This window comes from Niallia laureatilytica, from assembly GCF_046613985.1.
Lineage (GTDB): Bacteria > Bacillota > Bacilli > Bacillales > Cytobacillaceae > Niallia.
In genome coordinates this window covers 21,827-43,579 of sequence record NZ_JBKKHP010000018.1, presented here as the reverse complement: position 1 = coordinate 43,579, position 21,753 = coordinate 21,827, and the positions used below count along the sequence as shown (strand labels likewise).

Annotated in this window: 19 protein-coding genes; 4 read left to right on the top strand and 15 right to left on the bottom strand. The window is 33.0% G+C overall.

The genetic code is table 11. From position 1 onward, the window contains the following. Nucleotides 1-365 precede the first annotated feature (365 nt). Nucleotides 366-1,769, top strand: a complete 1,404-nt coding sequence (locus ACLIJJ_RS25150; protein ID WP_233317933.1) for an MFS transporter — start codon at nucleotides 366-368, stop codon at nucleotides 1,767-1,769. Between the two features lie 334 nt (nucleotides 1,770-2,103). Here the strand turns inward: ACLIJJ_RS25150 and ACLIJJ_RS25145 are convergent, their stop codons facing one another. Continuing rightward, nucleotides 2,104-2,973: a dihydrodipicolinate synthase family protein gene (locus tag ACLIJJ_RS25145; protein WP_411411866.1), complete on the bottom strand. Its 870-nt coding sequence runs from the start codon at nucleotides 2,971-2,973 to the stop codon at nucleotides 2,104-2,106. A gap of 184 nt (nucleotides 2,974-3,157) precedes the next feature. Between ACLIJJ_RS25145 and pdxR the strand changes: the two genes are divergently transcribed. Beyond that, complete coding sequence (pdxR, locus tag ACLIJJ_RS25140; RefSeq protein WP_411229971.1) at nucleotides 3,158-4,534, top strand: MocR-like pyridoxine biosynthesis transcription factor PdxR; 1,377 nt, start codon at nucleotides 3,158-3,160, stop codon at nucleotides 4,532-4,534. A 108-nt stretch (nucleotides 4,535-4,642) separates the two neighbouring features. Here the strand turns inward: pdxR and ACLIJJ_RS25135 are convergent, their stop codons facing one another. From ACLIJJ_RS25135 to ACLIJJ_RS25070, 14 genes are all read right to left on the bottom strand, one after another. Then, a complete protein-coding gene (locus ACLIJJ_RS25135; protein ID WP_411411865.1) occupies nucleotides 4,643-5,554 on the bottom strand; it encodes a CPBP family intramembrane glutamic endopeptidase in 912 nt (303 codons plus the stop codon). Nucleotides 5,555-6,125: 571 nt separating this feature from the next. Further along, the gene (locus ACLIJJ_RS25130; protein ID WP_411411864.1) at nucleotides 6,126-6,329 is read right to left on the bottom strand and encodes a bacteriocin-like WGxF protein; all 204 of its coding nucleotides are present in this window, start codon (nucleotides 6,327-6,329) and stop codon (nucleotides 6,126-6,128) included. Next, the gene (locus ACLIJJ_RS25125; RefSeq protein ID WP_411411863.1) at nucleotides 6,326-6,964 is read right to left on the bottom strand and encodes an ATP-binding cassette domain-containing protein; all 639 of its coding nucleotides are present in this window, start codon (nucleotides 6,962-6,964) and stop codon (nucleotides 6,326-6,328) included. The genes ACLIJJ_RS25130 and ACLIJJ_RS25125 overlap by 4 nt, the downstream gene beginning before the upstream one ends. Further along, a complete protein-coding gene (locus ACLIJJ_RS25120) occupies nucleotides 6,961-9,150 on the bottom strand; it encodes a DUF1430 domain-containing protein (protein WP_411411862.1) in 2,190 nt (729 codons plus the stop codon). The genes ACLIJJ_RS25125 and ACLIJJ_RS25120 overlap by 4 nt, the downstream gene beginning before the upstream one ends. A 66-nt stretch (nucleotides 9,151-9,216) precedes the next feature. Continuing rightward, nucleotides 9,217-9,627, bottom strand: coding sequence for a lactococcin 972 family bacteriocin (locus tag ACLIJJ_RS25115; RefSeq protein ID WP_411411861.1), 411 nt, complete (start codon nucleotides 9,625-9,627; stop codon nucleotides 9,217-9,219). 286 nt (nucleotides 9,628-9,913) lie between these two features. Next, complete coding sequence (locus ACLIJJ_RS25110; RefSeq protein WP_411411869.1) at nucleotides 9,914-10,222, bottom strand: HK97 family phage prohead protease; 309 nt, start codon at nucleotides 10,220-10,222, stop codon at nucleotides 9,914-9,916. Between the two features lie 247 nt (nucleotides 10,223-10,469). Further along, on the bottom strand, nucleotides 10,470-11,168 hold the full coding sequence (locus ACLIJJ_RS25105; RefSeq protein WP_411411860.1) for a cyclase family protein: 699 nt from the start codon (nucleotides 11,166-11,168) through the stop codon (nucleotides 10,470-10,472). A 13-nt stretch (nucleotides 11,169-11,181) separates the two neighbouring features. After that, complete coding sequence (locus ACLIJJ_RS25100) at nucleotides 11,182-11,820, bottom strand: YczE/YyaS/YitT family protein (protein WP_411411859.1); 639 nt, start codon at nucleotides 11,818-11,820, stop codon at nucleotides 11,182-11,184. A gap of 73 nt (nucleotides 11,821-11,893) precedes the next feature. Beyond that, nucleotides 11,894-12,760 carry an arginase family protein gene (locus ACLIJJ_RS25095; protein ID WP_233317956.1) on the bottom strand — a complete coding sequence of 289 codons (867 nt, stop codon included), beginning with the start codon at nucleotides 12,758-12,760 and terminating at the stop codon, nucleotides 11,894-11,896. After that, nucleotides 12,757-14,211, bottom strand: a complete 1,455-nt coding sequence (locus ACLIJJ_RS25090; protein WP_233317958.1) for a glycoside hydrolase family 1 protein — start codon at nucleotides 14,209-14,211, stop codon at nucleotides 12,757-12,759. The genes ACLIJJ_RS25095 and ACLIJJ_RS25090 overlap by 4 nt, the downstream gene beginning before the upstream one ends. A gap of 65 nt (nucleotides 14,212-14,276) precedes the next feature. Continuing rightward, nucleotides 14,277-16,142 carry a beta-glucoside-specific PTS transporter subunit IIABC gene (locus ACLIJJ_RS25085; RefSeq protein WP_411411858.1) on the bottom strand — a complete coding sequence of 622 codons (1,866 nt, stop codon included), beginning with the start codon at nucleotides 16,140-16,142 and terminating at the stop codon, nucleotides 14,277-14,279. Nucleotides 16,143-16,344: 202 nt separating this feature from the next. Next, complete coding sequence (locus ACLIJJ_RS25080; RefSeq protein WP_233317964.1) at nucleotides 16,345-17,199, bottom strand: MurR/RpiR family transcriptional regulator; 855 nt, start codon at nucleotides 17,197-17,199, stop codon at nucleotides 16,345-16,347. Between the two features lie 285 nt (nucleotides 17,200-17,484). Further along, nucleotides 17,485-17,946: an ester cyclase gene (locus ACLIJJ_RS25075; protein WP_411411857.1), complete on the bottom strand. Its 462-nt coding sequence runs from the start codon at nucleotides 17,944-17,946 to the stop codon at nucleotides 17,485-17,487. A 198-nt stretch (nucleotides 17,947-18,144) separates the two neighbouring features. After that, a complete protein-coding gene (locus tag ACLIJJ_RS25070; protein ID WP_233317968.1) occupies nucleotides 18,145-18,987 on the bottom strand; it encodes a MerR family transcriptional regulator in 843 nt (280 codons plus the stop codon). 255 nt (nucleotides 18,988-19,242) lie between these two features. Here ACLIJJ_RS25070 and ACLIJJ_RS25065 point away from each other — a divergent pair, with 255 nt between their 5' ends. Together ACLIJJ_RS25065 and ACLIJJ_RS25060 are read left to right on the top strand one after the other, a co-directional pair. Further along, nucleotides 19,243-20,217: an NAD(P)H-dependent flavin oxidoreductase gene (locus ACLIJJ_RS25065; protein ID WP_233317971.1), complete on the top strand. Its 975-nt coding sequence runs from the start codon at nucleotides 19,243-19,245 to the stop codon at nucleotides 20,215-20,217. 350 nt (nucleotides 20,218-20,567) lie between these two features. After that, nucleotides 20,568-21,566 carry a DUF3231 family protein gene (locus tag ACLIJJ_RS25060; protein WP_411411856.1) on the top strand — a complete coding sequence of 333 codons (999 nt, stop codon included), beginning with the start codon at nucleotides 20,568-20,570 and terminating at the stop codon, nucleotides 21,564-21,566. Nucleotides 21,567-21,753: the final 187 nt, after the last annotated feature.

The window sequence follows — 21,753 nt, the reverse complement described above, 5'->3', positions numbered from 1 at the left end:
AAAACTCAAAATAGTTAACCCTATCTGAATGGCATTATAAGCACACCTTACTAAGTTTTTTCACATAACATTAGATTCCTTCGGGTAATTAGTATGCGATAAAATCAAAGGTTTTATAAGTAGAACGATTGAAAGTGAACACTTAAGGACTTAATACGTGGAGGGAACAACTATTCCCCTTTTTTGAATGACTTACTTTTGTTATTAATTTTAACCTGAAGAATTTGGCACTGCTCGAATCTTTTACTTTTAGTATGCCGCAGATGCTTTTGTGCACAATATGATACATGTAAGCAGCATGATAAGTAGCATCCGTTTAACTTATTTGTTGTCTTTGTATAACCACAGACTACGGAGTTGAAAAAATGAAGTTTAACAAGAAGAAGATTAACATCGTAGATATCCAAACGGCAAAGAAAAGTGTGTTTGCAACTGGGGTTGGAAATGCAATGGAATGGTTTGATTTTGGTTTATATTCCTACTTAGCTGTTATTATTAGCCAGAACTTTTTTAGTGCAGTACAAAATGACGAGTTAAAATTAATATTTACTTTCACGACTTTCGCCATTGCCTTTTTAATGCGTCCATTAGGCGGTATTATCTTCGGTAAAATTGGTGATAAAGCAGGAAGAAAAGTCGTCTTAACTACAACCATTATTTTAATGGCCTTTTCTACCTTATTGATCGGTTTATTACCTACTTATGATCAAATTGGTATATGGGCTCCCATCCTGTTATTAGTCGCAAGAATTATTCAAGGCTTTTCAACTGGAGGCGAATATGCTGGTGCAATGGTCTATATTGCTGAATCATCTCCTGACAATAAGCGCAGCATCCTCGGAAGTGGATTAGAAATTGGTACCCTAACTGGGTATATATTGGCTTCCCTCGTAGCAAGCATACTTTTTGTCGCATTATCTGATGAACAGATGGCCACATGGGGATGGAGAATCCCATTCTTGCTTGGTTTACCGCTAGGACTTATTGGAATGTACCTGAGAAAAACCTTAGAGGAATCACCTATTTTTGAAAATGAAATTTCTTCTACTGAAGCTGAAGAACAAACAGAAGAAGGCTTCTTTTCTATTCTAAGAAATCATAAAAAAGATATAATAGTCTGTTTCGTATCTGTAGCCTTCTTTAATGTGACAAATTATATGCTACTATCCTACATGCCTTCCTATTTAAACGAGATAATTGGTTTATCAAGCACGACCGGTACTATTTTAATTACACTTGTGATGGTCATCATGGTGCCACTTACATTACTATTCGGTAAGTTAAGTGATAACATTGGTAATAAAAATGTCTTCTTAATTGGTTTAGGCGGACTATCACTCTTATCTGTACTAGCTTTTTATTTCGTGAATCTGAATGGCTTACTATTTATTTCGTTAGGTATCCTTATTCTGGGCGTACTGCTTGCAACGTATGAAGGCTCTATGCCCGGTTCATTGCCAGCAATGTTTTATACCGATATACGCTACCGAACACTATCTGTAACATTTAATGTCTCTGTTTCCATATTTGGAGGTACTACACCATTAGTTTCCACCTGGCTTGTTCACCAAACAGGCAATAACTTAGCGCCTGCCTGGTATTTAACAATCGTAAGCCTTGTCGGATTCTTTGTAATACTATTCTTATTTAAGAGTACTACAGGAAAATCCTTAAAAGGATCTTATCCAACAGTTGCGACGAAATCTGAATTTAAAGAAGTTGTTGAGAATCCTGAGGATGCACTATGGTGGCGGACGGAACAAGAATAAAGCAAGCTTTATTAACATTCACCAATTAGACAAGGTTCGACTGACACTTTTTTAGCTTATTATTACATCAAAGGTTGAAAGAGAACGTATTTATATGTATAGAGTTCTCAATAGATTAAAGCATCAGCATACTTGCTGGTGCTTTTTTTAGTATTAATTGAAATAAATTACACATTAACTATAAAAGTGTTAACTCCAATATAATTGTTTATCCTTCTTAAGTTGAAATTGAAAAATACGTCTAATCCTTTACACACCAAGGTTTATACGCATTTCCCAAAATAAATTTAATGATACTTGTTTATACTTCTTCAACGACTGCTTCTTTTCTTAACTATTTAAGAAAACCATCAATTATTATTTGCTCCTCTTTGTTTAAAGTAGAAATGGGTTCCCGACAAATACCTGCAGATACATTTTGCTTATCTAATATATACTTAATGGCTCGAAGTGCTCCAATCTCTGTAATAGTCTTCATATAAGGGGACAGTTTAGAGAGTAGCTCCTTTGCAACATTAATCTTACCAGACTTTATTTGTTTAACTATCTCATGTATTTCGTTAGGAAATACATTTCCTAACACACTAGAAATACCATTAAAACCAAGTTCAGCATCTTCTAATATAGTTTGGTCTGATCCAGTTAATACAATAAATGAAGAACCGAGTTTTTCTTTTACTTCCTTTACTGTAGCTCGATCACCCGCTTCCTTTAATGCAATAATCTGAGGGAACTGTTTAACTAATCTAAATAATGTTTCTATATTTAAATTAAAACCAGTTCTTGGAGGGTTATTATATAGCATAATTGGTAAAGAAGTATGGGAACAAACCTTTGCTACATAATGAAAGGCTTCCTCTTGATTAATTCGGAGGTATGGAGGGAAACCTAACATAATTCCATTTAAACCAGCTTCTTCTGCTGCAATAGCCAGTGAAATCGCATCTTTCGTTTGAACTGCTGCAACTCCTCCATAAAGTAGAACTTCATTTTTCGCTGCTTCTTTTACTTTATGAAATAAAGTAATACGTTCTTCTATAGTCATAGAATGTTGCTCTCCTGTAGATCCACTAATCAGTAAGGAGGGAACATTATTCTTTTTATAGTAATCAATTAATGGCGGTATACCGTCTAAATTAAGCTTACCGTCATAAGTAAACGGTGTTACCATCGCAATACTGAATTCAAGAAAAGGATTTTTCATTTCAAGTTCTCCTTATATTTTATTTTCTTCACCACTTGTGCCACTTAGAATCAAGTTCTTTATACCTGCTTCATCATTGGGAAATATTAAGTTTTATAGATGGCTTCAGAAAAATTCTATAATGTAATCTGACATAAAAAAAGGTACAATTATGAACAAATAAACATGTCAAGGGTGGCATTTAATGAAAAATACTATTTTTGCTCTTAATGACGACGCACCGAAATACAAACAAATTTACGAACAGTTTAAATTATATATTGAGAATGGAAATATCTCCGTTAACGAACAGCTGCCATCTATTCGTCAACTTGCAGACTCCCTTTCGGTAAGCAGAAATACTACACTTAATGCCTATGAACAACTTTTGGCAGAAGGTTATATTCGTAGTGATGGACGTAAAGGCTATTTTGTAAACGAATTAGATCCGCTTTTATATCAAAGTGTAAAAATGCCAACTAAAAATGAAAAAAAAGAATTAAAAAATGTCCGCATTGATTTCCGAGCAGGAACCGTAGATCAACAGCATTTCCCATTGAAAACTTGGAGAAGAGTGACCAATCAAGTTCTAACTATGCACCATAGTTATCAATATGGAGACCCTTTTGGTGAAGAATGCTTACGTGAACAAATTGCAGCCTATTTATTTCAATCTCGTGGACTCAAAACAAATGCAAATAATATCATAATCAGCAGTGGCACTCAGCCTATGTTAATTAATTTAGGGAAGCTTCTGAGGGAAAATTTCTCTAGCTTTATTGTTGAAGATCCAGGATATGTTGGTGCTAGAGAAGCTTTGAAGTTTCATGATTTTACATTGGAAACGGTACCTGTTTGTGAAACAGGTACAGATTTTTCTACACTAAATCAGAAGGAATCAAGACTGATTTATGTAACACCATCTCACCAAAGTCCAATAGGCGTTAGTATGTCCATACAAGAAAGGTTAAAGCTTATAAATTGGGCCAGTGTCAGACAGGGATATATTATTGAAGATGATTATGATAGTGAATTCCGTTATACACAGCAACCATTCCCAGCATTAGCTTCCATTGATTCAACAAGAGTCATTTACTTTGGGAACTTTTCGAAGTCATTTCTTCCTGGAATACGTATAAGTTATATGGTTCTTCCAGATTCATTAATAAACCAGTATAAAAAGCAATTTTACCTTTTTGAAAGCCCTGCTTCGCTTCATAATCAGCTTGCAATGGCTAAATTTATGAAAGATGGTGAATGGAATCGCCATCTTAAACGAATGCGTCTTGTTTATAAGCAAAAAATGAATTATATCGTTTCAGAATTAAAGAGTCATTTCAAACAAACTATAACGATAATTGGAGAACAGTCTGGATTATTTGTGCTCGTTAAACTCCATCTTAACCGTACTGAAGAATGGTTAATCAATCGCGCTTCATTATATGGAGTAGTAGTGTATCCTACCTCCATATATACGCTAGAAAATCACATGAATGAGCCCACTATAAAGCTTGGCTTTAGCAACCTAACATGTGAAGAAATTCAATTAGGGGTTCATCTTTTAAAAGAAGCTTGGTCATAAAAATACCATGTAGTCGTTAGTAAATTACTAACAACTACATGGCATCTTAATCTATGAAGGATTAATGCTCATTTTCTGATTGAACTGAGCTTTATCCCTTCCCTCACACTACAATCTAATAGAAGTTTGCTTCCTTTTACCAGAAAATAAATAAGTACAAATAAATCCAAAGATGATCATTAGAGTAGCTAAAAGCCCTCCTTCTAACCCAAAAGAACCTCCTGTTAATAAATCATTTCCACTACTCACATCTATTGTATATACACCATATGGCGTTGTTCCACTAACAGGAAAGCCGAAAACATTTCCCTGAAAATAGTTCCATGTAATATGATAGCCTATTGGTGTCCACAAACTCTGTGTTTTGTCATACATGTAAGCAAATAGTATTCCTACTAGGAAGATATTGAAAATGCCTAGTAGAGTTACATTTTGATTAGCCAAATGTGCAATTCCAAAAATCAGGGCTGACACCATATAAATGGTTACCTTTCGACGACCTCTATCTGCAAGGGTAGACATGATATAGCCTCTGAATACAAGTTCTTCAAACAAACCAACCAAAATAAAAAAGATTAAGTAAGTAATAGAATAAGTTGAAAAGTTTGGGTTGGAAAGTGTGTTGATTAATTCAATATTATCAGTAAATAACAGGATAAAGAAAATGATTGCAATAGATATTGCTCCTAATAGTAGACCAAATATTATATTTATTAGGAATAAACCAAAACCCAAATCTTGTATTTTCTTTTTGTTTAAGAATTTCCATAATAAAAGCAATGAAATTAAAGCAGCCACATAACCAAGTGCATAGGAAAATACATCTAACCACGGTCGACCATCCATAATAACACTTCTATCCATTGTAAACACAGCTGTACCGTCACCGTCTGAAGCCACTGTAAATAATGCGTACATCTCTACTGGAAGCATAAAAATGGCTTGAATAACAAAAGTAATGATAAGCGTTACAAAAATGAGCCACCCTGTCCTTAACTGGCCTTTACTGTTTTTAAACAAAATGCTTTCACTCCTTCTGCTTTTATACAGGCACATACTAGTAGACTAATCTTATAGAAAATAGAGGTGAAAGAAGTCCCTATCCTAATATACGCATATTATCACTATATTCCATTATCGCTAATAAATGCTTTCAATGATTAAACACTTTACTCCGATTTATACACTTTCCCTAAAGATGAGTGTTAAGCCATAAAACAAGCGTTAATCCTTCTTAGAATAATTAATTCGGAAAGAAAAAACCGTCTAATCCCATATATATTAGTGGTTTCGACGGTCTCTTTACTTATTTTATTAAGTGTTAATAAGAATTTAACGCAGACTTGGAGATTCATTTATTTATTGTTTAAACTTCTTCTCTTGTCTGTTAAAGAAACTCCATTCTATTTTATAGGCAGTTTTACTTTCTCCAATTGATACTATAAAAGGAACAAGAAAAAGCTAAAATCACAATATTTTCTGTAAAAATAAAACTTGCTCTATAGAGTTTTAATTTATTAAAATAAACCAAAAAGGCAAATGAAATATCTTTGCCTTTTTTTGATTTATTTCAATTGCTTCTAGTGATTATTCAACGTTCCCGACTACCAATCGTTTTTTTCAAAAATAGACTATTAACCACTACATTTAAAACAAAAAATACCGCAACAAATATACCCCAATATAAAGCTAAACTATCGTAATTGAGTAGCAGCACTCGATAGATAATCTTATGTATTAATACGGTAAATAAAATTAAAATAACATTTATAAAACTTAACCCTACAATCTTCATAATTCTAGCCCCTTCTCTCCTATACGTATGATTCTATCCGAATTATCAGCGATTTCCTTATCATGGGTTACACAGACAATCGTTTTGCCTAACTTTTGCAATTGGTGAAATAAGGATAATATCAACTTTTTATTTGAACTATCTAAATTTCCTGTTGGCTCATCAGCTAATATAATCTCACAGGGTTTTAACATAATTCTAGCTATTGCTATTCTTTGTTGTTCCCCACCACTTAACTGATACACCTTTTTATTTAATGCTGTAGAGTCTAATCCTACCTTCTCTAATGTATCTATCAACTTTTCTTTACTAAATGAATTATTATATGTTTTTGAAATCAATAAATTTTTATAAACTGTTTCATTATCCATTAAGACGTAATTTTGAAAAATGTACCCCATTGTATACCTTCTCAAATGCATGGTTTCTTTTTTATTAGGATTTACATAACCTGCAACCGAAACATTGCCTTTATCCGGTTTATCTAATAAGCCTATAATGTTTAAAACTGTTGTTTTTCCAGCTCCACTTGATCCTACTATAGAAACAAATTCATTTTTCTTTATCTTTAATGAGAAGTTAGATAACACAGGCTTACCATCAAAACTTTTATTTATGTCCTTCAGTTCGATCATACATGATCTCCTTTTAAAACTTTTTTCATATTTTTTTGGTTTAAATTGTTACCTATAATATTTATAACAACTAACTCAATAATTAAAACACAGCCTATTATTACGAGAACTATAGTAACGCTGAAAACAAAATACACTAATAACCCTGATAATATATTTGATATAACTGTAAATAAAATAATTTTTTTATTTCTTTTCCAGTAAGAATATCCAAACACATATCTTAGACTTAATTGATAAACATTAGCACTGTAATAAGCCCAAATAAAGGAAAGAAAGAGAATAGCTGAAAAAATAATAGTTAAAATTAAACCTACTACTTGCTGGAATAATAGCCATTGTTGCTTCACAATTTCTTCATTTGCCTCACTATAAACAGAAATGGCATTCTTAATCTCAGGTACTTTTGCCTTTGTTATAGAAGGTAATATGTTTTCATATGCTTGTCCTTGCGAAGTATCCAAATAAAATAGAGAGGTAGTTGTATAGGCACCTATATTAGAAGTATCTACACTTTCATTATAAATTACTGCAATAGGATCTCTGATTTTGTTTTGACTATTACCCGTGAAGCTATCAAAGGTAAAATAATCCTGCCCTGGCTTGGTATAAATAATATTAATCTTAAGATCATCGATCTTTTTCTTATTCAGCGGAAAACCAAGCTCTTCATTATAAATATTATCAACTTCCACCTTTTGAAAATAGAACCATTCTTTATAAGACTCAACAATTTGATTTTCTCTATCTCTAAATTGTTCAGGAACTAAAATATTTAGAATATCTTTATCATCTTTTACTTGAATCTCAATAGGTATACCATTACTACTTTTGATTGCATTGACATTTAAATAGTTTTTATTTATTGTTACTTTTCTGCCATGCGGAGAATATATTTCCTCTTCCCCGAATGCATTCAGAGTATAACTATAAATCGGGTTTCCTTTGACATCATAATCCATTACATTGAAATTTTCAGACTCTATTAGAAACGCATTGTTTTTAGATTCAATCTCTTTATAGAAAGTAAATAGTCTATCATTCAATTCCCTATCTTTTTCTAAATTACTATCTATATCGTCATCTAAATTTCCGACTTGTACTTTAAACACATCTTTTGTTTCATTCCAATAGCGAAAACTATCAACTTTTTTACTTAACTGGTAATAATTCGAAAGAGAGAAGCTAATAAGACTGAATAAAATAATAGCGATTAATGCTTTTAAAATAGCAGACATTAACTGTATTCTTTCGAAAGGTAATTTACCTTTAACATTTAACGAGCTATCATTAAATTTTTGGATCAGCCAAGTTCCGAACAACGTAAATAATAAGAGAATAATGATGGTAACTATATTGGTAAGAGTAAACATCATTATATAGTCTAAAAGAAAGTATGTTTGTTTAAACCAAATGATAAATATTATATATCCAAACAATATCAAACATTGAAGTGTAATACAAAAACGCAAAAATCTCTTTGGAACAGAGAATAATATTAAACTTTCTGAATATCCCCATAATTGCTCCAATAATAATGCTTTCCGATTACTAACAAGAAAATAAAACATCCCTATAAAGAAAAGTACAAATGAAAATATTACAACCATTAACAAGGGTATGTTCATTAGCTCTAAACTGCTAACCTTTTCGTGCAATAATGAGATATTCCCATAAATAGAGAATTCTTTAATAAAGGCGTTAACTATTTCTTTCTCTGCGCCGATTATATAAAATTCATTACCTAGTCCAACATTTTTGACTTGTTGAATATCATAAAAACGAATCTTCCATTTTGATAAGGGTAACGAAAAAATTCCTGATTGTTTGGTAGTACTATCATCTATATTTTCATTGGAGATGTATTGATTGCTCTTTGGTAATTCGCCAGTTTCTATATGAATCCTTGAATCATCTTTTATATTGGTGGAATAAATATTTAGATCACTTTCACTTAAAAAATTATACTGTGAAATGTTTATTTTTGTATCTTTAGAGAATTTAACCAGATGGTCTATTAACTTTGCATTTTCTATATTGGACGTAGCTTTACTATAATCAAAATGAACTATTTGATACTTTGGATATAGTACACTAGTCAATTGCTTGTTACTCATTAAAGAATATCCGAATATATTTACTAAAATGAAAACTAAAGTCAATAACACATAAAGCAATTTTTTCACAAAATATACTCCTTTAAATAAATTAACATAGTGTAGTTATTTCTACACTATGTTAAAAGTTAGTGATTATTTTGTTGCCCAGTTTGCCTTGTTACCAGTCAAAGTAGATTTAATCCAAACCGAAGCTAAATCTTCTTTGCTTTCCCAAGCACTACGTTCAGTAAATTTTTTATTTGAGGCACTGGATCTATGAGTTTTTGTTGGATGATTATAATTCGACCAATGACGATCCCCTCCCCATTCAACCCAGAATGTTCCTCCACCGGCTTCTTGTACATTAGAAGCTTTTGCAATAGAGAAAACACCTTTTGTGGATGAGCTAGATAGTTTAATAGTTCCCTCAGGAGAACTTGCAAGGAAGGAATCTAAATTAACTGCACTACCTTCTTTAATATTTGTAGATGAAGCAGCAGATGCACTAATTGCAGAAACTCCAAGACAAGCACAAACCACAAGTGATGAAACTATTTTTTTCATAATAAAAAACCCCTTTTCTAAGATGCGTTTTAACAACATTTTACATATTATCATATATTCCCCAAAAATTCTATGGCTTTTTCTTTAATTTTAGTAATTTATGTATTTATTTGTCAAATATATACAGTATTAATGTTATTTGGCTGATTTGAAATATTTAAAAATAAAAAGCTCACTGTTGTCATCCCAGTATGCTATACCAATAATTCCTTGATCTCCCACTATAAAAACCGAATCTGGATATGCTGGTGAATAAACTGGACTTATTTCTGTAAGTTCGCTTTTTTTATATGATTCTATATTTCTCTTTTCCTTTGGCATAACTGGAATCAGAATAAAATTGGAAGGAAGCGTGTTGCAATATACCTCTTTTAGTCTCAGAAAATCTTCTTTTTCCTAACCGATTATTAGGACGAATCAATTTAAAAGAAACCCCTATTTCATCCTCTTCTAGAAACAAAGTTTTCTCTCTTACACTCCCTAATTTAAAATACATAGTGTTTTCCAGTAGGACGAAATAATCCCTTTGTTCTAAATATTTTTGAAAGGCTTCCTTTTTTATTCTCTCGTAAAAGGTTTTTTCACTTTCTGTTATCTTCTTTTACCACTTGTCCACTTTAGACATAACCACTGATAATCAAATCTTTCACAGTATTTAGCGTTCTAACCGATGTTCATATTCCCATATCACAATCCCTTCTCCATTATATTTTGTGAATAAATGTGATTGCCCTTTATTTCATCTATAAAGGTAATAAAAGAACACAAAGTGAATAGAGATATAACTAAAGACGCTACATTTGAATGTAGCGTCTTTTTCCGTAAAACTAGCTTAATCTTCTTTATTTATCTATTACTGTTGCAAATACCCTCGCAAGAAAACTTTCTATGGCTACAGCGGGAGGCACTGCGGTTATCATAAATCCATCACTAGGTAATGCTTGTAAGTTTGTCATATCTTCACATATAGGGATTTCTTCACCTAGAAGTATATAGTGTACTGGTGTACCATTGTCAGAAAGATTAGAAATATCATCTACAAGAGGGGTATCAATACCTACAAACACTACTTGATTTTCTACTAGTGCCCTAGCCAAATCAATTGTTAAGTATGCTGAATTCACCCCATATTCGGGTGTCATAAAAAATTTGTCGTGTCCACTGTAAAATAAAACTGCTTTGTCTTTTAAATCTAAACCTTCAATATCCTTCACATCAAAATAATTTCTATCGTCTGCTAATGTGACTACTACGGAAGGGATGTTGACAAGCTTTTCTAATGGGTAATCTTTAATCTTTTTCCCATCCTTGAAAACATGATAAGGAGCATCTAAATATGTCCCACTAGTACTAACCAACGTAATTTTATTGATTTCTGCACCAGAGTTTGGTCCTCCTCCATTCTGCTTAGAGATCATATCCCTACTAAGATAATTTTCAATTAATACTGGAGGATCTCCCGGGTATGTTACCGTTCCATTTTCAACAGAGTGGCTAAGATCAATGTACTTTAATTTTGCTGATTCACCAAAAAAACTCATCCTTTATTCCTCCTTATACAACTTCTTGTTTCTGTTCTTTTTCAATTAACATTGTATATACACGTTTTTTAAAGAATTGTACTAGCGGACCTGTGAAAAATGCTGTAATTACAGTACTAATCCCTACAACTGCTCCAAATGAAAATCCAACAATGACACATGTTAAATCTGTCATTACTCTTGCTGCAGCAAAGGGAATTTTGTTATTACTAAGCTTAATAATAATGAGAGCTATCGTATCGTAAGGTGCAACTCCTAATTCAGAAGTTAAGTAGATGGAGAATCCTAGAGTTATTACAAAAACAGCTAACACCAAAATTACCAATTTAAGGGCTAACGATAAATTACTATCAAAACTGTAAATATACATATATACAAAGAAATCAGCAATATAACCACTACCAATCATATTGATAATAGTCCCTAAACCAATTTGATTTCTAACAAACAGTAAGGCGAACAAAACTAAAATAAGATTTACTAGTAATGTATAAAAACCAAATGAAAGTTTAGTAAAACTACTTAATCCTAAATTCATCGTTGTAAATGGATCAGTACCAAGGTTAGTAATGCGAAATAATGCAATAGCAAATCCAACCATTAAATTACCAACTAGCATCATACTAATTCTTATAGAAAGATTCTTTTTCATAGTGCTCCTCTTCTGGCTATCAAAATTTCTTTCGAAAAAATCGACTAAATTTCTTAGTCGATTTTTCCGTTGCTTAGTCATTAAAGATAGATATTTCAGATAGTGCCTTTCTAAGGTTAATAGCATCCCAAGGCAAGTGTTCAGCAATTCCAAGACCTACAATTTCTGCTTTTGTTGAAACATCTTTTAAAATTCGAACTACTTGTGCAAGCGTCATCTCGCCGATTGCAGGCTCAAAATTTTCTAAATATGGTTCAGCAGGTAAAATAGAACGGAAATCTGTCGGTGATAAAACATCTAAATCGAAGTGCACAGCTAAATATTCAATTTGATTCTTTTCGATCCAATCAATAATTAGCTGACTGCTGTCCCTTAACTCATCTGGACCAGCAAATTGTAAATTCAACTCTTTTACTGTTTTTTCTTCTTTATCACCCAGATTCTTCTCTATTAATCCCGCATACATTACGTGGGTTGTTGAGATTGGATTTTTTACTTTCGATGCAAATCGTGGTGCTCCTTTTCCAAGCAAATTGCCTAATACCATTGCATGAACATTTGGCCAATCATTTGGTGTTGAAACGTCGGGATGCGCATCCAACCATAATACCCCCAGCTTCCCTGTATATTTTCCATTTAGATAATCAAAAGGAACTTGATCTATTGAACAATCACCTCCGAAAATAATAACTCTATCAGGTTGCTGTTCGTCTAGAATTCTTGCTGTATCTTCCATTTGCTTAAATAATACTTGCTCTCCAATAACGCCATTTTCAACTTCTAATTTTTTTCCGAAGTCTTTGTCTACTGCCACTTCAAAAGTCTCGCTTGTTTTACTTTTAGGTGCAATATGTGCTAATAATTCAGCTCCAAAAGCATATCTCGGGTCATTACCACCTTGCCATTGTGGTAATAAAATTCTTATTGTTTTTTTACTCATTTTTTATCCACCCTTTCTAAACCTTCAAATAAAGACTCACCATTAGACTCAATTACATTTTTATACCAATCAAAACTTTTCTTCTTGTAACGTTCAAGCGTCCCGCTGCAATCATTGTGTTTATCTACATAAATAAAACCATATCGTTTCTTCATTTCAGAAACAGTATTACTTACAATATCTATTGGCCCCCAGCTTGTATATCCTAGTAGCTCAACACCATCTTTAATTGCTTCAGATACTTGCTGAAGATGCTCCTTCAAGTAATTTATACGGTAATCGTCAATTACTGTGTAACTTCCTTTCTCATCAGGAACTAGTTCATCAACTGCACCTAAACCATTTTCGACAATAAATAATGGTAGCTGATAGCGATCGTAGAATTGATTTAACGCATATCTTAGGCCTTTCGGATCAATCTGCCATCCCCAGTCGCTTGCTTTAAGGTATGGATTTTTCACCGTACTTTTCACATTTCCAAGTTCCTGAATATTTAATTCTGGATCAGCAGTCGCACAGTAACTCATGTAGTAACTGAAAGAAATATAGTCGACAGTATGCTGCTTCATTAATTCTTCATCTTCTTTAGTTACTTCAATGTGGATGTTATTTTCCTTAAAATAACGTTTCATATATCCAGGATATTGTCCACGGGCATGTACATCAGCAAAGAATAATGTTTCCCGGTCACGATTTAATGCTTCTTGGATATCATCTGGATTCGGTGTTAAAGGATAGTATGGACTGTTAGCAACCATACAACCAATTTTAAATTCCGGATTAATTTCATGACCAATTTTTGTAGCTAAAGCACTTGCTACAAACTGGTGATGAATAGCTTGATAAAGAATAGATTTATCAATTTCTTCTGGCTTTCCTTGAATTCCTCCCCCGTTAAAAGGTGCATCTAAGATTACGTTTATTTCATTAAAAGTAAGCCAATACTTTACCTTATCTTTGAAACGAATATAAACTGTTTCTACAAAGTGCTGATAAAAATCAATCATCTTCCGATTGGTCCAACCGCCATATTCAGTTGCTAAATACAGCGGTATTTCAAAGTGGACGAGTGTAACCATAACTTCTATTCCATGTTTATGGAGTTCATCAATAAGATCATCGTAGAATTTTAAACCCTTCTCATTTGGTTCTGTTTCATCGCCATTAGGAAAAATCCTTGCCCACGAAATCGAGATTCTTAAAATCTTAAAACCCATTTCGCCAAATAACGTTATATCTTCTTTATAACGATGATAGAAATCGATAGCTTCCTTTTTTAAATAATTTTCAGGGGGAGGGATGACAACATCACCAAATACCCCATACGGCATTGCGTCACCTGTTGTCCACTTTTTCCCATCTTCTAATGATGCTCCTTCACATTGACTAGCTGCTAAAGCTCCTCCCCAGAGAAAATCCTTAGGGAATCCTGCTTTTAATTCTTTTGCCATTTCTTTTTACCCTCTTTCTTTTTGTCTAAGTTGTAAATGTTTGTTCAATAAGGTAAATAAACATTTCAGTGTGCAGCAACTACCTCAAAAAGTACATCACCTGAATTTGATTCTGTTTTGTTTGAACCTGTTACAAACTCAAAGGCGCTACTATTTGTAATAATCACTGGTGTTGTAGTATCATAGCCAGTTTTTTGGATTTGCTCTATATCAAACTCCAACAGTAAATCACCGGCTTTAACCTCTTGACCATTAGTTACATGTGATATAAAGAATTCACCTTTTAATTCAACAGTATCTAAGCCGACATGTATTAGCAGTTCACAACCATTATTACTTTTTAAGCCAATCGCATGTTTAGTATCAAACACCATTTCAACAACCCCATCAAAAGGTGCAACTGCTTTTCCGATATTTGGACGAATCGCAATACCATCCCCCATCATCTTTTGTGAAAAGACTTTATCATTTACTTGATCAAGTGGTATGACGCTTCCTGATAATGGACTAAAAATCTTCTGCTTCTCTTCGGTTTCTGTTACAGCACGTTTATGATTTTCACTCTTTTTAGTATTTGTAGTTGTATTTTCTTCAGGGATATCATCAAAACCAATTACTAATGTAAGAATAAAGGCCACTACCAAGGAGACAAGACTACTTATTACAAAATAGATAAAGGTTGGACCTAAAAATAACGGAATACCTGCAATAGGACCTGTTCCCATACCAGATGCTTGAACATGAAAGGCACCAGCAATTGCTCCTCCTAAAGCACCACCTATTGATACAGCAATTAAAGGTCTCTTCAGCTTGGTCGTCACGCCAAATAATGCTGGTTCTGTAATTCCTATAAATGCATTTAAAGCAGCAGTACCTGCTAAAGCCTTGAATCCTTTATTTTTGGTTTTTGTGTATACGGCAAAAGTTGCTCCTGCTTGAGCAGAATTAGCTGCAACAAAAAGTGCCATCATATAATCCACACCAAACTTTGATAGTGATTGAACCATAACTGGTGTAAACCCGACATGCATACCTAAGATAACAAGGAATGGATAAACAGCACCTAATACAGCCCCAGCAAGTATGCCAAAGTTTAAGTAAAAATCAATAAATCCTTGACCTATTGAATTTCCAACTATTGTTCCAATCGGACCTAATACAGCTAAAATAATTGGTGCAACAATAAGCACAGTCAATAAAGGAACTAATATTGTTTTTAAAATTTTAGGAATAACATTTGTTAACCATCTTTCTACATAAGACATAAGCCAAACACCTAAAATTATTGGCAGTACACTACTTGCATAACTTGCATTAGTAATAGGAATTCCAATAAACTTCAGTGAACTAGATTCATTCATCATAGTTATTAAGCTAGGATGAACTAAAATACCTGCAATCGCGACAGCAACATAAGGATTACACTTGAATCTTGTTGCTGTGCTGAAGGCCAATAATAGTGGGATAAAATAGAATGCTGAATCTGAAAAAATATTTAAAAATTTATAGATATCACTTTCAGTAGATACAATATTATAGAACATTAAAAATATCATTATTCCTTTAAGTAAGCCTGCTCCAATAATTGCGGGAATAATAGGTGTGAAAATACCAGAAAGTGTATCTAAAAACCGACTAATTAGACTTTCTTTATTGCCCCCCTTGCCTTCACCATTAGAACTTGATGCGTTTACAAGCGGAAGAAAAGCATCATATATTGCATAAACTTTTCCTCCAAGGATTACTCGAAGTTGATTTCCGACTATGTTGACACCCAACACACCAGGCAATATTTGTATATCATTCACTTTAATTACGTTTGTGTCATTTACCGATAAACGTAAACGAGTAACGCAATGAGTAACTCCTTTAATATTACTTTCACCACCGCTAAATCTGAGAATCTCCTCTGCTAGTTGCTTATCATTCATTGTTAATAACCCCCGTTAACCAGTTTGGGAAAGATCTTTATAAAAGCGCTTTTATATTAGTTAGATAATATCGAAAAATAATTCAGAATACATTAGATTTAATGGATATCGGTCCCATAGTTCATAAAAAGCTCTATTTAAAACATCTCCTTTGACACTCCTGGTCCATAATAAAAAGTCATTTGACTAAATCAAATGACTTTTAAAAGTTATCTTTTTCTTTTCTCTTTTCATAATCAATAACGTCTAAGGCATATTCTAAATTGTTGTCAAAATCAGAGATTAAAAGTGCAGAGAACAAAAGATCAAAGATGTAAGTAATGGAAATGAATGGTGTCAGCACCTCCATACTCATGATAAGCTGTTTTGAATTTATCTCTATATATTCATTACATTCCTTTTTCAAGTTATCGGACTCAGCACCACCGATTCCAATAATATAGGTTCCTACTCCCTTAAGATATTTTGCAGTTTTAATCATGGCAGGATTCCCGCCTGTAAAAGATACAATTATCGCCACCCTATTTTTATGTTTTTTAGTAGCCATTATGTAATGTTCATTAATACCTGTTTGTGCTGAACACTCAATACCGATAGAAAGAAACTTAAACATAGCAGCTGTTGCGCAACTATACGTTATTCCCTGACCATAAATATCTATTTTATCTGCTTTTTTTAATTGATTGATAACTCTATTTAATGAGTTATAATTTAACATCATTTTAGTGTTAGTAATTGATTTGTCATACACAGAAGGAACAATATTTACTATCTCCTTAACCGAACTGTTTTTATTAAAAGGTTCCTTTTCTAGAATTTGAATTAGTCTTTCCTTTTCAACTATTTCAAGTTCTAGTTTTCGACGGAATTCATTATAGCTAGAAATTCCTAACTTTTTACAAAACCGAAGAACAGTGGCCTTGCTGGTATACGATCTCTTACCAAGTTCTTCAGCAGTTAATTCAACCGATTCTAAGGCGTGTTCAAGAATATAATTCGCTATTTGTATTTCAGAAGAAGTAAATTCTATTTTATTTTCCAATTGTTCAATAAGCATTCCTTTTTCACTCCCAGACAGATTATTCACTTTATCTCATTTTACATCAAGGGACCGATTGGTAGAAATTCATATTCACTAGAGCTAAAGATAGTAAGCACAACATAATCTGCAATACTAAAGCCAATATTACAGTTTTTAACAATAGAAAAACAAAGTAACACTGCCAAAAAACCTGCTAAGAGTTGCTTAGCAGGTTTTTTGGCAGAAAATAAAATTTTACTACAAACACATTTTGTACATAATAGATTAGCAATAACAGTTACTAATATTTATGGACAACTATTATTTTTCTAGCTTAAAGCCTATTTCCATTGCCAATTTGATTTCTTCACACATATACCACATATCAGTTATTTGTCCAGCTTCATTAAATTCAAAGATACCCACCTCATCCCACTCTATTCTTTTATAAGTAGCAGGCATTCCAACGAATGTATCTTTATGAGTTACATAATAATGAAATTGTGCAATGACTTTATTTCCTTCTGCAACAATGGAGTTCATTTCCACCTTTTGCTCACTCAATGCACCGTGCAGTACAGCCCAACCTTCTGTCATCCACTCTAAGAAGTTTCCTTTTTTCGGAATTGCATCACCTGTAGCTTCATAAAGTGCGGCAAAGCCAGCTCTATGGGTAACAGCAACCTTTGATACAACTTGACGAACGTAATCTACATCGTTAGTTGGTAAAGCCTCAGTAATAAATTTTCTAACAATTTCTTTATTATTCTCTAGTATATTCAAAATAGTACCTCCTAAATGTCTTTTCTATTTTTAGTAGCGCTCTACGAACCAAATCATAAACCCTATAGTAGGAATAGGGTCAACTGTTTTTTATGTATCCCAATACAGCATACGTTATGTATAGCAATCTCACCTCTTCCCTTCTATTACATCCACCAAAAAAATAAAAAAAGCTCCTACCATACAGTAGGACCTTTTTTACTGATGTATTCTTTTTACTCTCAATTCAATAAGAAATGCCTCTTCTTTTAATGAACTATAATTTGTAGGAAGAGAAACTTCATAAACCTTCCCCTCGGTTTGAATATTATTAGATTCAATATAATGATAGAGCATTTGATAATAATGATTGTACTCATTATTATTCTCTGTTCTATCAAATGCAATACAAACATAATCTCCTGAGGTAATTGTATCTAGGGTCATTGGTGCTTCTATATTTAGACTTTCTTCTGATACTGATGTATAAATAAACTCATAGTTAATGGGAGTATCTTTATATGATTTCAAAGGAAAGATATATCCATACTGATTATCTATGATACATCCCTTCTCTTCTAATACGTTAGCCAACTTTCTAACATAAAGACCTGGACGACCATTATAAGGAGTGAGTGAAACTGTAGGCATAATTAAAACCCGTTCTTCTTTTATCGTACGGTAATAGACTTTTCCTCTTTCTTTCCCGCAAATTTCTAACTGTTCGTTTAGTTGACGTTTTTTCTTCTCTAATATGCATTTTGCATCTTGCAATTTTTTAAACTCATTTTCAATTACAGTCTCTTGCTGTTGTAGAAAGTTTCGCATATCTTGCGGTGTATTTAGGATAATCTGTTTAATTTCTTCTAATGGAGTTTGTATGCTTTTTAAATATTTTATAATATCAAGATAAAAGAATTGACTAATATGATAGTATCTATATCCATTACTCGGATCAGTATAATCCGGTTTAAAAATTCCTAGCCTATCATAGTACCGCAATGTTTGAATAGAAATATTGTTCAGCTTCGCAGTTTCCCCGATTGAAAAATGTTCGTTCATTTTAAAATTCCCTTTCTATCCTCTTTAGAAGCAAATCAACTTAATTCTATAGCTACTTTTCATTTTGTTCTTTTTTGTAATATAAATACAACCATTTAGAAAGTCAATAATTTGTTTCCTTTCACTCTCGTCATTCCCCATATCCTTTTCATATGATTTTTTGCATATTCAACAAATAATTATTGACTCTATTCTTACTATAGAGTTTATACTCTGATACAGATCAAATATTTTTATAAAGGAAGTAGAGTGATAATGATGAATAACAATAGAGTATGTAAGATACTCGGTATAAAATATCCTATCGTGCAAGCTGCCATGAACTGGATTACAAACGCAAACATGGTTGCTGCTGTTTCGAATGCAGGAGGAATGGGAGTATTAGGTCCCAACGCTGGACCAAAGAAAGATGGAGCTAGACAAATTAACAAGGAGGAAAGAATCCGTAATGAAATACGAAAAATTAAATCACTAACGGATAAACCATTTGCGGTAAATATTATCCTACCTGAAGAAGGAATGGACGATAACGGATTTTATGTTCGAACTACTCTCCATGTAGCTTTTGATGAGGGTGTTAAATATTTTGTAACAGTTGGAAATGTAAATCGTCAAGTATTTAAAGAGATCAAGAATCAAGGAGGTGTAATAATCCATCGTGAATTAACTCCTACAACTGAAGCTGCAAGAATTGCCGAAGAAGCAGGCGCTGATATCATTATAGCTACAGGTTATGATGAAGGTGGTGTTATTCCGCAACAAGCAATTGGAACATTTTCCATTGTTCCAACTATTGTAGATTCAGTTGATATACCCGTAATTGCTACAGGTGGAATTAATGATATCCGTGGTGTGAGAGCAGCTTTTGCTCTTGGAGCTGTAGGCGTTTATGTGGGTACTCGATTTATTGTTTCCAATGAATGCCCTGCTTCAGATACAACAAAGCAACAAATTATTCATTCAAAAGGTACTGACCTTCTTTCAGTTTCTGCCAACCAACGTTCCATACCTAATGAAGCAGCTCAAGAATACGAGAATTTGTACAAAAATGGGTTACCTTCTGATCTAGTGAATAAAAAAATAAGTGAAGACGGTGGCATTCGCACTGGAATGCTAGAAGGGAAAATGGATGCGGGGATTGTTTCAGTAAATACCGCTATTGATCTCATTAAGGATGTAAAGACATGCGAAGATATAGTCAAGGAATTAATGGCTGACTTTATTAAGTAAAGGCATTTAGGAACCACAATCATATTATCTTCAAGTAAAAGCTGGAACTGGTAAAATCCTTAGGATATAGCATCGGTTTTTACCAGTTTTTTAAGATTTTTTATTGAACACTAACTTACGTCTTATATATGCGAAATGCTTGCCTGGTTATCACATAAGAAAAAGTGTCCCCTAAAATACTTGATTACCTTACCGCTTGAAGCACAAATAAGCTGGCTGCATTTCTAAAAAAGACTATTGCCTAGCAGCCATCCCTCCAATTTTCCACATAGGAATCTTTAATTTTTTGGGCTTTAGTACAGAGCATATTCTGAATACATTTGGAAATATTATGATGGAGGTGAATTTTTATGGAAAAACCAGCCCTTACTTCTTCTGAAATAGGTTCCTTATGGGCAGAGTATATAAATGGAACAGCCACAAATATTATTAATAAGTATATGTTTTCCATTATAGAAGATAAAGCAATAAAGGAACTATTTAATATCGCTATTAAGACATTTGGCCAACAAAAAAACGAAATTGGTAATTTCTTCGTTAAAGAAGGATTTCCTGTTCCCATTGGATTTAATGAAACTGACTTATATCTTGGAAAACAGAAATTGTTTTCAGATGCATTTTGCCTAAATTATTTACACATCATGACTATACATGGAACTTTAGGGCATAACACAGCACTATGTATTTCAGTCAGAAAAGATTTGAGAACTTTTTACGATTCATGTAGTACTGCAGGAAATAAAATGTATCATAAAACAATTGAGTTATTGCTTGAGAAAGGTTTATTTCAAAGGGATCCACTATACTATTCGTACGAACACCCAACTTTTATTAGCAGTAAAGATTTTAGTGATGGTTTTTTGGGAAAAGGTAGAATGCTTGCCGCTACAGAAATTGTAAGTCTTTCCTTGAACCTTAAGAAAAGTATAATGGCTAAAACTCTTTCCATTGCATTCTCACAGGTAGCAGAATCTAAAGAAGTAAGAAAATTTCTAACTGAGTCAGAAAAGACAGCAGATGGCCAAATAAAAGCATTAGCAAAAATACTTCAAGCGGATAATTTACCCGTTCCAAAATCATTGGAAACAGAAGTTACCACCTCTACTGACTCACCATTTTCAGATAAGTTAATGCTTTTCCATATGGGTTTTTTATTTCAAGCTGCCCAAAATTATCATGGCGCTGGCTTGGCTTCAGCCATGAGAACAGATCTTGTAGCCACTTATGAGAAGACTATTCTACAAAATCTTTTAGTTACCAAAAATTGGTTTGATCTTATGGTGAAAAATAAATGGTTAGAACAACCACCACTTGCACCTAATAGGAACGAAATTGCTAAAAAGAATTAACAAACTCTTGCCCTTCCATATTGGTAGGGCAAGAGTTTATTAATTATTCTTTCACTAAACTGCCCAGAATGCGACATTTGGACAATTTATTCCATGAATACTGTAAATTAAAGCCAAAAAAAGTGTTAACACTGCTCTGTTTAATGCTCCCCTTAGGACTATTTGTTTATCCTTATTGAGAGAATTT